Annotated in this window: 11 protein-coding genes; 7 read left to right on the forward strand and 4 right to left on the reverse strand. The window is 71.0% G+C overall.

Translation table 11 applies throughout. From position 1 onward, the window contains the following. Positions 1-67: 67 nt before the first annotated feature. The 4 genes from IT371_14900 (at position 68) to IT371_14915 (ending at position 4,966) form a co-directional block, all read left to right on the forward strand. Entirely contained in the window at positions 68-1,894 is a 1,827-nt protein-coding gene (locus tag IT371_14900; protein ID MCC6748945.1) for a DUF885 domain-containing protein, read from the forward strand. A 19-nt stretch (positions 1,895-1,913) separates the two neighbouring features. Next, the gene (locus IT371_14905) at positions 1,914-3,944 is read left to right on the forward strand and encodes an NAD(+) synthase (GenBank protein ID MCC6748946.1); all 2,031 of its coding nucleotides are present in this window, start codon (positions 1,914-1,916) and stop codon (positions 3,942-3,944) included. Between the two features lie 159 nt (positions 3,945-4,103). Further along, complete coding sequence (locus tag IT371_14910) at positions 4,104-4,700, forward strand: metal-dependent transcriptional regulator (protein ID MCC6748947.1); 597 nt, start codon at positions 4,104-4,106, stop codon at positions 4,698-4,700. Next, positions 4,700-4,966: a hypothetical protein gene (locus IT371_14915; protein ID MCC6748948.1), complete on the forward strand. Its 267-nt coding sequence runs from the start codon at positions 4,700-4,702 to the stop codon at positions 4,964-4,966. Before IT371_14910 ends, IT371_14915 begins: the two co-directional genes overlap by 1 nt. Positions 4,967-4,993: 27 nt before the next feature. Here IT371_14915 and IT371_14920 read toward each other — a convergent pair whose 3' ends face one another. After that, the gene (locus IT371_14920; protein ID MCC6748949.1) at positions 4,994-6,673 is read right to left on the reverse strand and encodes a protein kinase; all 1,680 of its coding nucleotides are present in this window, start codon (positions 6,671-6,673) and stop codon (positions 4,994-4,996) included. Positions 6,674-6,864: 191 nt separating this feature from the next. Between IT371_14920 and IT371_14925 the strand changes: the two genes are divergently transcribed. Together IT371_14925 and IT371_14930 are read left to right on the forward strand one after the other, a co-directional pair. Beyond that, a complete protein-coding gene (locus tag IT371_14925) occupies positions 6,865-7,830 on the forward strand; it encodes a hypothetical protein (protein ID MCC6748950.1) in 966 nt (321 codons plus the stop codon). Between the two features lie 121 nt (positions 7,831-7,951). Beyond that, positions 7,952-8,938 (forward strand): alpha/beta hydrolase, encoded by a 987-nt coding sequence (locus tag IT371_14930; GenBank protein ID MCC6748951.1) that lies wholly within the window; start codon positions 7,952-7,954, stop codon positions 8,936-8,938. Here IT371_14930 and IT371_14935 read toward each other — a convergent pair. From IT371_14935 to IT371_14945, 3 genes are all read right to left on the reverse strand, one after another. Next, the gene (locus tag IT371_14935) at positions 8,896-9,588 is read right to left on the reverse strand and encodes a zinc metallopeptidase (GenBank protein MCC6748952.1); all 693 of its coding nucleotides are present in this window, start codon (positions 9,586-9,588) and stop codon (positions 8,896-8,898) included. The two genes, IT371_14930 and IT371_14935, sit on opposite strands and share 43 nt — an antisense overlap. 150 nt (positions 9,589-9,738) lie before the next feature. Next, positions 9,739-10,827, reverse strand: coding sequence for a hypothetical protein (locus tag IT371_14940; protein MCC6748953.1), 1,089 nt, complete (start codon positions 10,825-10,827; stop codon positions 9,739-9,741). A 52-nt stretch (positions 10,828-10,879) separates the two neighbouring features. Further along, positions 10,880-11,791: an ArsA family ATPase gene (locus IT371_14945; protein ID MCC6748954.1), complete on the reverse strand. Its 912-nt coding sequence runs from the start codon at positions 11,789-11,791 to the stop codon at positions 10,880-10,882. 177 nt (positions 11,792-11,968) lie between these two features. On the opposite strand from IT371_14945, the gene rocD reads away from it, so the two are divergent. Beyond that, on the forward strand, positions 11,969-13,171 hold the full coding sequence (gene rocD, locus IT371_14950; protein MCC6748955.1) for an ornithine--oxo-acid transaminase: 1,203 nt from the start codon (positions 11,969-11,971) through the stop codon (positions 13,169-13,171). Positions 13,172-13,190 lie beyond the last annotated feature (19 nt).

Consider the following 13,190-nt stretch of genomic DNA (forward strand, 5'->3'; position numbering starts at 1 on the left):
GCTCGCCCGACACCTCGCCCCGTCGCGCGGTTCACTCGCGCGGCCGCCGAGGGTATGCTGCGCCGTCATGCCGCGCCTCGCCTCGCGCCTCGTCGCCCCCGTGCTCTTGCTGTCGCTCGCGGCCGCCTGTCGGCCTCGCGGTCGCACCTGCGCGCTCGAGCACCCCGAGCTGCGGCGTCCGTCGGCGCCCGCGGTGGGGACCCCCCTCGGCCGCCTCGCGCAGGCCTACTGGGACCGGCTGATGCGCGCCGCCCCCGAGCGCGCGACTTACCTCGGGGATCGCCGCTTCGACGCCGAGCTGCCCGATCCGTCGGTCGAGGCGCGCCGACGACTCGTGGTCGACCTGGAGCGCCTGCGTCTCGGCGTGCAGGCGCTCGAGCCTGGCGGCCTCTCCGAGGAGGAGCGGGTGACCCGCGCGGTGCTCCTCTGGTCGATCGACGGCGCGCGGGCCGAGGAAGCCTGTCGGCGCGTCCTCTGGGACCTGGACCCGCTCTACGGCCCGCAGGTCTGGCTCGCGGAGCTCAGCAAGCACCACGCGATTCGCACCTCCGAACACGCCGCGACGCTCCTCGCGCGCTACCGGAAGATCCCGGCCTTCCTCGAGCGCTATCGCGGCGCGCTGGCGGAAGGGCTCCTCGAGGGGTACGCCGTTCCCACGCTGATCGTGGACCGCGTGCTCGGCCAGCTCGACCGCCTGCTCGCCCTCCCCGCCGACCGCTCCCCCTTCGTGGCCACGGTGGTCCTGCCGGCGAGCTTTGGCAAAGACCACGCCGCGCGCTTTCGGCGCCAGCTGGTCGAGCGCGTAGAGGCGACCGTGTACCCCGCACTGCGGGCTCACGCGGCCTTTCTTCGGCGCGAGTACCGGCCACACGCGCGCTCCTCGGTGGGGGTCTTTGCGCTCCCCGGCGGCCGGGCCTGCTACGCGGCGCTCGCGCGCCAGATCGCCGGGACCACCAGAACGCCCGAGGAGATCCACCGCATCGGCCTCGACGAGCTCACGCGCCTCGAGGGCGAGATGCGGCAGATCGCGCGAAAGCTCGCGGGCCACGAGGACCTGCCCCGCTTCATGGCCTGGCTGCGGTCGCGCCCGGAGATGTACGCGAAACAGACCTCCGCGCTCCTCGCGCGCGCCGACGGGATCGTGACGCGCGCGCTGGCCGCGCTCCCTCGGGCCTTCGGACGCCTTCCACGCCGGCCCGTGCGGGTGAGGCCCATCGAGGCCTTCCGGGCCGCCGACGCCCCTGCGGCCTTCTACTACCCCGCCCCCGACGACGGGTCGCGCCCCGGCTACTTCTACCTCAACGTCCACGACCTGTCGGCTCGGCCGCTCTACAACCTGGAGGCCCTCACCTACCACGAGGCCGTGCCGGGGCATCACCTGCAGATCGCCCTCGCACAGGAGCAGGCGAGCCTCCCCCTCTTCCGGCGCCACGAGGGACAGACCGCCTTCGTCGAGGGCTGGGCCCTCTACAGCGAGGTGCTCTCCGACGAGCTCGGCCTCTACAGCTCGCCGGCCACGCGCTTCGGCTACCTCAACTACCAGGCGTGGCGCGCGGCCCGGCTGGTGGTGGACACGGGGCTGCACGCGCTCGGCTGGTCGCGGGAGCGGGCGCTGCGCTTCATGCAGGAGCGTACGGCCCTGACGCCGCGCGAGGTGGAGAACGAGATAGACCGCTACATCAACTGGCCCGGCCAGGCGCTCGCGTATCTCCTCGGTCGCCTGACCTTCCAGGAGCTCCGCTCCCGGGCTACGCGCGCGCTCGGGCCCCGTTTTCGTCTGGCCGCATTTCACGACGAGGCGCTGCGCCACGGCGCCGTGCCGCTGGAAATTCTCTCGACCCTGATCGACGCCTGGATCGCCCGCGCCGAGGGGCGTCGGGCGCCGAGCTCGTGACCCCTCAGACGGAGTACGCATGCCCCCAAGCCTCAACGGATTCGTTCGAGCCTGCGCCGCGGTCCCGCATTGCCGCGTGGTGGACGTGGCGGCCAACACCGAAGCCACGCTCGCGCTCTGGACGCGCGCGCACGAGGAGGGCGCCGCCCTGGTGGCCTTCCCGGAGCTCGGGCTGACGGCCTACACCGCGCGCGATCTCTTCCTCGACCAGCACCTGCAGGGCGCCGCGCGGTCCGCGCTCGGGCAGCTCAAGGAGGCCGGCCGACGGCTGCGGCCCCTCGCCATCGTGGGGCTCCCCCTGCGCGTGGGCTCGGGCCTCTACAACGTGGCGGCCGTGCTCGCCGGCGGTCGAGTGCTCGGCGTGGTGCCGAAGGCCTTCCTCCCCTCGTACCGTGAGTTCGAGGAGGCGCGCTGGTTCCGGCCCGGAGCGGAGGTCCCTCCCGGCTCCACCGTCGAGCTCTTCGGCGAGACGGTCCCCTTCGGCACCGACATCCTCTTCGCCGCGACGGACCAGCCGGACCTGGTGCTGGGCGTGGAGCTCTGCGAGGACTACTGGGTGCAGCTCCCCCCGAGCATGTTCCAGGTCTCCGCCGGCGCCACGGTGGTCTGCAACCTGTCGGCGTCGAACTTCACCATCGGCAAGGCGGACCTGCGGCGGCTCCTCGCGCGCTCCGTCTCCGACCGGGGCAAGTGCGCCTATGTCTACGTGGCGGCGGGGCCGGGCGAGTCCTCCACCGACCTGGCCTTCGACGCGGATGCCTTCATCTGCGAGAACGGGCGCGAGCTGGCGGCCTCGAAGCGCTTCTCGCGCGAGGACCAGCTCGTGACGGTGGACCTGGACCTCGAGCTCCTCGTGCACGAGCGCGTCGTGACCACGAGCTTCGGCGATTGCGCACGGGTCAATGCCCGTCCCTTTCGCCGCGTCCCCTTCGCCTCGGCGGGGGCGTCGCTCGCGCCCCTGCGGCGTGAGGTCACGCCGCACCCGTTTCTGCCGAAGGACCCGGCGACGCTGGCCACGCGCTGCTGGGAGATCTTCGAGATCCAGACCAACGCGCTCCTCACGCGCATGCAGGCCACGGGGATGCCGCGGTTGGTCCTCGGTCTCTCGGGGGGGCTCGATTCGACACAGGCCGCGCTGGTGGCGGCGGGCGCGCTGGATCTCGCCGGACGCCCGCGCGACGAGCTGCTCTGCGTGACGATGCCGGGGCTCGGGACCTCTTCGGGGACCCGCAAGAACGCCGAGGAGCTCGCGACCGCCCTCGGCGCGCGCTTCTTCGAGGTGGGTGTGGCGGAGGCCACGCGGCTGCTCCTCGAGGGGGTCGGGCACCCTGCGGCCGCCGACGCGTCGACCGTGGAGGAGCTCCTCGCGGCGCTCCGCCGCCGCCCCGAGCTCGGCGACGTGACGCTCGAGAACATTCAGGCCCGCCTCCGCACGCTCGTGCTCATGACCATGGCGAACCTCCACCGCGGGATCGTCGTCGGGACCGGCGACCTCTCGGAGAAGGCGCTGGGCTGGTGCACCTACGCCGGGGATCACATCGCGATGTACGACGTGAACGCGGGCGTGCCGAAGACGCTGATTCAGTTCGTGGTGCGGTGGGTCGCGACCGAGCGCCTCGCGAGCTGGAGCGTGAGCGATCCGCAGGCCCTTCGAGCCACGCTCTTCGCGATCCTCGAGACGCCGATCTCCCCCGAGTTGCTCCCCGCGGATGCGGCGGGGCAGATCGCGCAGCGGACCGAGGCGGCCCTCGGGCCCTACGAGCTGCACGACTTCTTCCTCTATCACTTCGTGCGCCACGGGGCGCGCCCGGCCCGCATCCTGGACCTCGCGCAGGTGGCCTTCGCCGGTCGGTACGCCCTCGAGGAGATGAAGTCCCGCCTCGCGCTCTTTCTGCAGCGCTTCTTCGGCAACCAGTTCAAGCGCTCCTGCGCGACCGACGGCCCCAAGGTGGGGATGGTGGCCCTCTCTCCCCGGGGGGACTGGCGCATGCCCTCGGATGCCCAGGTCCGCTCCTGGCTGGACGAGGTGCGGGGCTACGCCGGGGCCTGAGCGGTCCTCCTCGCGGAAATTATCTATCTGAAATAAATTGCGAAGCCGGATAACGCGGTGCGTGATTTAGTGCACAAACAAAAGTCGCGCATAAGAGTTTTTTGAATAGGCCACATATCTTCTGTTGCCTATCGGAAGCTGCTGTCTTATACGTGGTTCATGAGCGTGGACGTCTGGAAGCAGTTCGACCAGAACCTCATCTCGCACTCCGTGGCCCACCACCTGGTCACGATCGCTGCCCTTCGGGAGCGGCACGGCTACGCCCGAGTCTCCGACGTGGCCAAGTCGCTCAACATCACGCGAGGCAGCGCCTCTCTGACGCTCAAGGCGCTCAAGCAGCGCGGGCTGGTGCAGGAGGACGAGAATCGTTTTCTCTTGCTGAGCGAGGTGGGCGAGGCGATCGCGCGGGCGGTGCAGGCCAAGCAGGTCGTACTCCGGCGATTCCTGGAAGAGGTGTTGCAGGTGCCCACGGCCAGCGCCGAGATCGACACGTGCAAGATCGAGCACCTGCTGAGCAACGTCACGGTGCGACGGCTGGCCGCCTTACTTCGCTTCCTCGAGTCCGGTGACCCCGCGGCGCGTGCTTTCCTGCCGAGCTGGGAGCGCTTCGCGAAACCGTGCACCACCGATCCCTCCACCTGCGCCGCGTGCGCCGAGGGCTGCGTCTGCGAGCTCCTCGATCGCGGCGATACGCTGGCGGGCGAGGCTCTGCAATCGGTCTGCGACCACTCACACCCTGATGGGAGTTCGAGCTGATGAACGCCTCAGTCTTGCGGCGGCCGCGGGCCGGCACGGGCGACCCTCTCTCCGGGCCGCGCCTCGTACAGGGGGCCCCGCAACGGGCCCTCACGGAGGACCTGCGTTGCGATTGCGGCAATCTGCTCGCGCGCCTCCTGGCGGGGGAGATCGAGCTCAAGTGCCGGCGGTGCAAGCGCGTGGTCACGCTCTCGGTCGAGCCGGGAGTGGCCGGCGGCGCTCCGGATCTGCGGGCGCTCAGGTGCGTGTGCGAGGACGCACAGTAGTCATTTCGTGTCCGGGCGCCGCGCGCCTCACCGCGCGAGCAGCAGCACCAGCAGACCCGTCGCGATGACCACCGCCAGCGCCGTGAGAGCCGCGAGGACCAGCAGCCGGCCCGGGGGCTTCTGCCGAGCAGGAGCCGTGCGCGCGGAGCGGCCCTCCCCAGGCGCCGCGAAGGAACTCGAGCTGAAGGCTTCCGCCGCGTCGGGGGCGAGCCTCGAGGCTTCGCGCACGCCGGCCGGCAACTCGTAGTCGAGCTGCGTGTTCTCGAGCTCGTCCGGTTCCATGCCGAGCTCGGCGCGGATCACGTCCGTGCGCGAGGGTCGGTCGGGGCGGTCGGAGATGAGCGTCTCGCCGTCGTCGTCGAAGACGCCGTGGGCGGTCGACGGGCTCGGGCCGAGGCCTTCCATCTCGCCGGTCAGCGAGACCGGAGAGAGCACCGTGACGCGTTGAGGGTTCGGGCGGCTGGGAGGTGGGCCGGCCGGCCCGGCCTCGCCCCCCTTCGAGCGTTCGGCGGCGCTCGCCTCGTTGGCGGGCGGGGTGCCGGGGGCGGGCAGGCCCGGCGCCTCGAGGGAGGGGGCGACCGACGGGAGGGTGGGGTCGGCCTCGTCGCCCGGTGGATCGGCCGGGAGCGGCGTCTCCTTCGCAGAGGCGGCTCGACGGGCGGCAGCATCCGCGCGGGGACGTTGCGCCGCCAGGGTGGACTCCGCGCGCGAGAGGAGCGGTTTCCACGGCAGCACGTCGGGGACGGCGGCGCGAAGGTGTTCCATCAGCTCGCCGGCGCTGGAATACCGCTCTGCGGGCCGCTTGGCCATGGCCTTCAGGATCACGGCCTCGAGGGCGGCCGGTACCGGGGCGAGCTGCGACGGCCGGGGCGGCTTGTCGCGCAGCTGCATCGTCATCACGCGCACCGGGTTCGGGTCGACGAAGGGCTTTCGCCCCGTGACCAGCTCGAAGAGCATCACCCCGAGCGAGTACACGTCGGCGCGCACGTCGAGACCGAGCCCGCGGCATTGTTCCGGGGCCATGTATTCGGGGGTGCCGAGCACCATGCCGGCCTGCGTCTCCTCGCTCGGCGAGCCGCCGCGCAGCTTGGCGATGCCGAAGTCCAGGATCTTGATCAGCGGGTGGGGCGGCCGTCGGAGCACGATGACGTTCTCGGGCTTCAGGTCGCGATGGATGAAGCCCTTGGCGTGCGCCGCGTCGAGGGCGTCACAGAGCTGCTCGAAGAGGAGGGGCAGGTGCCCGGCCTCGAGTCGCTGCGCCCCCGCGAGCACCAGGTGGAGCCCCAGGCCGTCGAGGAGCTCCATCACCAGATAGTTTCGCCCGTCGTCGAGCTCGCCGATGGCGAAGATGTCCACGATGTTGTGATGGCCGATCTGGTTGACGGCCCGCGCCTCGAGGACGAACCGGGCCACGGCCTTCGGGTCCTGGGCGAAGCGTCGGTTGAGCACCTTGATCGCCACCCGCTTGCTGATCACGGGGTGGATGGCGGCGTAGACCGCGCCCATCCCTCCGACGGCGAGGAGCCCTTCCACGCGATATTCGGCGACGAGCATCCCGGGCTCGAGGGGCACGTCGGGCTTCGAAGCGTAGCCGCCGGCGTCGGCACCCGCGAAGGTGCGGCTGAGCTCGAGCAGGGGCAGGCCGTCCTGGGGACAGCTCGCCTGGTCCTGACCGAAGGTTCCTCGGCAGCCGGGGCAGACGCGCATCGACGAGAGCTCGCGGGCAGCGACGCCTCGACACCGGGCGGCGCTGCGCTTCCTCGAGCGTATCACCCATGGCCCCGGGCCACCAAGGGGTGGGCTGCTCCGTAGTCCGCGTGCAGCGTTGTTGTCCCGGGCGGCTTTCGTCGGTTAGTCTTGATCCATAGGACTTACCCTTCGACTCGAGGAGGAGCACGATGCGGACCCGGTTCCAGGTGCTGCGGCTCGGTGCCGCTCTCGCGGGGCTGCTGCTCGCCGCCACCGCGTGCCAGGCGATCCTGGACATCGGCAGCCTGACCACCAAGCCGGCGACGGACGGAGGCGCAGGCGACGGAGCCGTGGTGGATGCGAGCCAGACGGATGGCCTCCCTCCCGGTGACGGCCGGCCCGGGGACCAGGGAGGCTCCTGTCAGTCGGGTACGAGCTGCACCGTGCCGGGCGCGAAGGGCGAGTGTGCAAACGGCCAGGCCGCGTGCTCGGAGGCCGGGGTCGCGAGCTGCGTGCAGGTCATCCAGCCGGGTGGCGAGGGGTGCGACGGCAAGGACGTGGATTGCGACGGTCTGGACGACGCGCAGGACCCCGAGGCCACCGCGATCTGCGGCGCAGGTCGCTACTGCAGCGGGACGGCCTGCGTGAACGGCTGCACCGGACCGGGCCAGTGCACGAACGGCAACACGTGCAACACAGGAACCCACCGCTGCGTCTGCGGCACGAACACCGGCTGCACCGGGAACTATCGCTGCGTGAACGGGCAGTGCCTTTGCGGCGGCAAGATCTCCTGTGGCCCCGGCGACACGTGCACCTCGGCGGGGAGCTGCACCTGCGCGACGACGACGAGCACGACGGGCCCCGCGTGTCAGCAGCCGAACCCGCGCTGCGTGCAGAACCAGCGCTGCGCGTGCGACGGGGACTCCACCTGCGGGGCGAACGAGAGCTGCCAGACGGGTGGGATCTGCAACTGCGGCACCTTCGCGGGGACGGCGCAAGGCCCGGCCTGCGGCGCCGGCACCACCTGCGACCGGACGAACAACCGCTGCGCGCCGATCCCGGATGCGCGCGTGCCCGACGCCCGTCTACCCGACGCTCGGGTTCCCGACGCTCGAGTGCCCGACGCCCGAGTGCCCGACGCGGCGCCGGTCGACGCGGCGGCGAGCAATCAGTAGTCTTCAATCAGTAGCTTTCCGTCGGTAGTCCTTCGCGACCGTCGTGGGTGAGCATCGCGGCGCTTGAGCCGCCCTCGGCTCTGCGCTACACCTTCGACGGGGCTACCGAGGGGTGTGCAGCATGCTACTGCCGGCCGAGATTCTTGCCGCGCTGGGACCGATGGACCAAGGGCGCGTCGTCACCGACGACGGAACGCAGCTCCTCTACCAGCGCTTCGGCGCCGGCCCGCCCGTGGTGCTCGCGAACGGCATCGGCGTGCGCTACCCGGGGCTCGTGCGCCAGATCGAGGCGCTCCGGGAAGCGCACCAGGTCATCTGCTGGGACTACCGCGGGATGGGCCAGAGCGTCCTCGGGCATCCGCTCGGCGACGTGACCATGCCGCGGCACGCGCGCGACGCGCTCGCGGTGCTGGATCACCTGGGCCTCTCGCAGGCGGTCTTCGTGGGCTGGAGCATGGGGGTGCAGGTGGCGCTCGAGGTGGCCCGCCTGGCCCCGGAGCGCATGACGGGGCTCGTGGCGCTCCTCGGGAGCTACGGCATCCCCTTCCGCACCGCCTTTCCCGAGCCGGTCGCCCTGATCGCCGAGCGCGCGCTCGCGTTCCTCGGCAAGTACCCCGAGCTCTCGCAGAAGCTCCTCGACCTCGCGGTGGCGCTCCCGGGGGCGGCGTTCCGTTTGCTCTCGACCGTGACGTTCGTCAGCGCGCAGGCCGACCCGGCGGTCTTCGCGGCCGACGTGCGCTGCGTGGCGGGGGCCGACAAGCGGACCTACATGCGCACCCTCCTGAGCCTCGCCGACCACGACGCCTCCGACGTCCTGTCGGGGGTCACCTGCCCGACGCTCGTGATCTGTGGGACCCGCGACACGGTCACCCCCCCGCGCGTGGCCAAGTACATGGCGGAACGCATCGCGGGGGCCGACTACCGGGAGGTGGAAGGGGGGAGCCACTTCGCGCTCATCGAGCAGCCCGAGCTCGTGAACCGCTGGCTCGTGGAGTTCGCGCGCACGATCTACCCCGCGACGCAGGGCCAGCTCGGCGATCTGCCCGTGCCGCTCGTGGCGGCGGCTCAGTCGTCGGACGAGGACGAGCCCGTGGCGCGCAGGATGTAGTAGGCGAGCGTCAGCACGCTCGTGATCAGCGCGGCCACGTACGTGAGCGCTGCGGCGTTCAGCACCTTCCCCACCTGCGTCTCCTCTTCGCGGCTCACCAGGCCGTCGGCCACCAGGCGCAGCCGTGCCCGCGAGGAGGCGTTGAACTCCACGGGGAGGGTGACGAGCTGGAAGAGCACCACCGCCGAGAAGGCGAAGATGCCCAGCCAGACGAGCTTCGTCGCGTGCAGGAGAAAGCCGGCCACGATGAGCACCATGGAGAGCGTGGAGCCGAAGTTGGCCGGGACGACCAGATTCTGCCGGATCGCCATCGGGGCGTAGCCCTGGGCGTCCTGCAGCGCGTGCCCGCACTCGTGGGCTGCGACGCCGACGGCGGAGATCGAGCGCCCGTAGTACACGTCCGGCGAGAGGCGCACGACCTTGTCTTTGGGGTCGTAGTGGTCCGAGAGGAATCCTTCGTGTGGCTCGACGCGCACCCCGCGGACGTTGTTCCGCCGAAGGAGCTCCTGCGCCACCTCGGCCCCCGTGCGGCCGCTCGCCGTAGGGACGTCGCGGTAGCGGGCGAAGGTCCCCTTCACCTTGATCGTGGCGTACAGGGTGAGGACCAGCCCCGGCGCCAGGAAGAGCAGGTAGACCGGATCGAAGAACATCGTTTCCTCCTCGCCGCGGGTCTCGCACCGGCGGTTCGCAACTATCTGAGCAACCCCACCGCGCTGCCGTTTATGCGCGAGATCAAGGTGGCGATGGCTCCGCGCCTGTCAAGACGGCGGTGATCCTTCGGGAACGCCTCCCCGGCGGGGCTACTTGCAGCCCTGGTACGGCGGCAGGTCCCCGCCCCCACGCGCCTCGACCTCGGTCAGCTCGAAGGTCTCGTACACGCCGCTCCCCCCGTCCTCGAAGAGGAGGAGCGCCAGGTGCCGGACCTTGGCCGACGGCACCGGGATGGTGAGCGTGCCCGAGGAGGTGGTCGTCGCCTTGGCGAGCACCGCCCAATCGGGGAGCGAAGGGTTCGGCGCGGGCGGGTCCTTGAGCTCGCTGCCGAGCAGGGTCCAGCAGGTCGCGTAGCTCGAGAAGTTCCCTCTGGACGGGTACCTAACGGTGACCTGGTCGATGGTCTGGAGCTCATTGCTCACCCGGAACCAGAGGTACGCGTAGTCGTTGCAGACGGCGCTCCCCGGCGGGTCCGCGTCGAAGAAGCTCAGGCGCACGCTCTGGTCGTAGAGCCCGTCGGTGAGCCGCGTGAGCGGCTTGTCGGGCACCACGTTGCTCTCGGGCCGCTTGCCGAGCAGGCGGTTCGGGGAGGTCGTAGGCTGCTGGACGATCGAGAAGTTCGCCGGCTGGCTCGTGCAGCCGCGGTCGCTCACCGCGACGACCAGGAAGCTGTTCGTGACGCCCGGCTGGAGGTCCACCTCGAGGCAGAAACGCTCTCCGGCGAGCGTCATGCGCACCGTCTTGCCGCCCCCGCGCACCTCGAGCTCGCGGGCCCCGCGGGCGCGCCCGCTCACCGCGACGCGCAGGTGCTGCGTCGAGGGGGCGACGGGTTCCAGCGTCGGCGTCGGCACCGTCGTTCCGGTGCAGCCGGGGGGCTGATCAACCGTGTAGAGGTCGCTCACCCCTCCGTCGCCGGAACCACCGCCGTCGGAGGCGCTCCCGTTGCGGGTGCACCGCGCGTTCACGCAGCGCAGGCCCGGGTCGCAGGTCTGGTCGGGGAAGCAGGCGTTTCCTTCGAGCCCCTCGCCGGCCCAGGGGGCGCGCACGGTGCAACCGCCGAGGGCGAGCGCGAGCACCACCCCCGCCAGGCCGTGGCAGGAGACGCGTCGCCTCGGCCACGACAGGAGGGCCGGCGGCGCGAAGCGGGGGCCTCTATACAGGACGCATCTTACCGGCACGCCAGTCGATTCTGCCACGAGTGCCCCCAGCGGTCCATTCCGGGCGCCAACGTTAGGTGTCGCCCCAGAGCAGCCGCGCCATCCCCTCCAGCGCGTCGGCCCCGCGGATGGCCGTCGGCTGACTCTCCACCACGCGCACCGGCGTGGCGCCCGCGTTGCGGCGCATCAGCGCGAGCTCGGACTCGTGGATCTCGCGCCGTCGCGCGCAGTGCGGGCAGCCGGGGTTCGCCGGCTGGAGCTGATTCACGACGATCGTACCGACCGTCATGGCGTGGCTGGCGAGCATCTGCAGCGTGCGCGTGGTCTCGAGCACGCTCAGCGCCTCGGGGATCGTGACCAGGATGATCTGCGACTTCTGGTCGTCGGTGAGCACGTCTCGGAGCGCGGTGATGCGCTTGCGGCCCCCTTCCAGGTCGCGGGCCAGGTCCCCCTCGCTCGGGGCCTTCGTACCGGGCAGGAAGCGCCGGAGGAGTCGGCCGGCGCGGGCGATGCGGTCGCGAAGCTCCAGCATCGTGCCGAACCAGCCGTCGAGGAGCTCGGGGACCATCAGCAGGCGGAGCGTGTGACCGGTCGGGGCGGTGTCCAGGATCACGAGGTCGTGCTCGGCTTGCTCCATCACGCGGAGGAGCACCTCGATCGCGCCGAACTCGTCGATGCCGGGGGCGTCGGTGGCGAGGCGCATGAGCCCCTTCAGCCCCCCTTGTCCCTCGGTTTCGGGGCCGAGCGCCTCCGCGAAGAGGCCGCGGGCGTCGAGCTCCATCGCGTCGAGCCCCGGCAGGATCTCCCGCGGTCGGCTCGAGAGCGGCGTGTCGAAGACGTCCGAGAGGTTGTGCGCGGGGTCGGTGGAGAGGATGAGGACCCGGCTCCCGCCGCGGGCCAGGCGCACGGCCGTGGCGGCGGCCAGCGTGGTCTTCCCCACGCCACCCTTGCCGGAGAAGAGCATCACGGGACAGAGATCGGCCATGGCGTCGCGCGAGAAGCCTCGGTCAGAGGTCGGTCCGCGTCGTGCGTCCGTCGAGAAATGCGGCTCCTCGGGCGCGGAGCTTGCGCGCGCGGCCTTCCCCGCGCAAGTCATTTGACGTGGACTTGGGCGGAGAGCCCGGGATAGAACCAGGCACCACCTGTGGCAGGGGAACCGACGATGGCTAGCACTGCGGAGATCATTGCTCAAACCGAGGCGTACGGCGCGGCGAACTATCATCCGCTCCCGGTCGTGCTCGTGAAGGGGGAAGGGGTCTGGGTCTGGGACGTGGAGGGGAAGAAGTACCTGGACATGCTGAGCTGCTACTCGGCTCTCAGCCACGGGCATCGGCACCCGAAGGTCATCGCGGCGCTCAAGGCGCAGGCCGACGAGATCACGCTCACCTCGCGGGCGTTCCACAACGACAAGCTGGGCCAGTTCTACGAGCGGGTGGCGAAGCTGACCGGCCTGCCGCGCGTGCTGCCCATGAACAGCGGGGCCGAGGCGGTGGAGACGGCGCTCAAGGTGGCCCGCAAGTGGGGCTATCAGGTGAAGCGGGTGCCCGAGGGGAGGGCCGAGATCATCGCCTGCCGGAACAACTTCCACGGCCGCACGATCACCGTGGTCTCTTTCTCGACGGAGGCGGAGTACCGCGCGGGTTTCGGTCCCTTCACCCCCGGGTTCTCGATCGTCCCGTACAACGACCTGGCGGCGGTCGAGGCGGCGATGACGGACCACACCGTCGCGTTCCTCGTCGAGCCGATCCAGGGCGAGGCGGGGATCCTGATCCCGAGCGACGGCTACCTCCGCGACGTGGCCAAGCTCTGCAAGGAGCGGAACGTGCTCCTCATCTGCGACGAGGTCCAGACGGGCTTCGGGCGGACCGGCAAGATGTTCGCCTGCGAGCACGAAGGGGTGCGCCCAGACGTGATCGTGATGGGCAAGGCGCTCGGCGGCGGCGTATACCCGGTCTCCGCCATCGCCGCCACCGACGAGGTGATGGGGGTGCTCCGGCCGGGGCAGCACGGCTCGACCTTCGGGGGAAACCCGGTGGCGGCCGCCGTCGGCATCGCCGCGCTCGACGCTCTCGTCGACGAGAACCTCACGGCGAAGGCGACCGAGATGGGCGCGTACCTCACGGCGAAGCTGCGGCAGCTCTCGTCGAGACACATCAAGGAGATCCGCGGGCGCGGGTTGCTCGTCGGCGTGGACCTCAAGCCCGAGGCGGGCGGAGCGCGACGCTACTGCGAGGCGCTCATGGCGGAGGGGATGCTCTGCAAGGAAACCCACGAGTCGGTGATTCGGCTGGCGCCGCCCCTCGTGATCACGCGTGAAGAAATCGACTGGGCCGTGGAGCGGCTGGCCCGCGTGCTCGGTAACTAGTACCCCCGTCCCACCACCT

The organism is Deltaproteobacteria bacterium (assembly GCA_020848905.1).
In the GTDB taxonomy this organism is placed as follows: Bacteria; Myxococcota_A; Polyangia.

Excerpts from the sequence above, each read along its gene's own strand:
- IT371_14900 (MCC6748945.1), top strand. The coding sequence starts at position 68 with ATGCCGCGCCTCGCCTCGCGCCTCGTCGCCCCCGTGCTCTTGCTGTCG.
- IT371_14905 (MCC6748946.1), top strand. The coding sequence starts at position 1,914 with ATGCCCCCAAGCCTCAACGGATTCGTTCGAGCCTGCGCCGCGGTCCCG.
- IT371_14910 (MCC6748947.1), top strand. The coding sequence starts at position 4,104 with ATGAGCGTGGACGTCTGGAAGCAGTTCGACCAGAACCTCATCTCGCAC.
- IT371_14915 (MCC6748948.1), top strand. The coding sequence starts at position 4,700 with ATGAACGCCTCAGTCTTGCGGCGGCCGCGGGCCGGCACGGGCGACCCT.
- IT371_14920 (MCC6748949.1), bottom strand. The coding sequence starts at position 6,673 with ATGCGCGTCTGCCCCGGCTGCCGAGGAACCTTCGGTCAGGACCAGGCG.
- IT371_14925 (MCC6748950.1), top strand. The coding sequence starts at position 6,865 with ATGCGGACCCGGTTCCAGGTGCTGCGGCTCGGTGCCGCTCTCGCGGGG.
- IT371_14930 (MCC6748951.1), top strand. The coding sequence starts at position 7,952 with ATGCTACTGCCGGCCGAGATTCTTGCCGCGCTGGGACCGATGGACCAA.
- IT371_14935 (MCC6748952.1), bottom strand. The coding sequence starts at position 9,588 with ATGTTCTTCGATCCGGTCTACCTGCTCTTCCTGGCGCCGGGGCTGGTC.
- IT371_14945 (MCC6748954.1), bottom strand. The coding sequence starts at position 11,791 with ATGGCCGATCTCTGTCCCGTGATGCTCTTCTCCGGCAAGGGTGGCGTG.
- rocD (MCC6748955.1), top strand. The coding sequence starts at position 11,969 with ATGGCTAGCACTGCGGAGATCATTGCTCAAACCGAGGCGTACGGCGCG.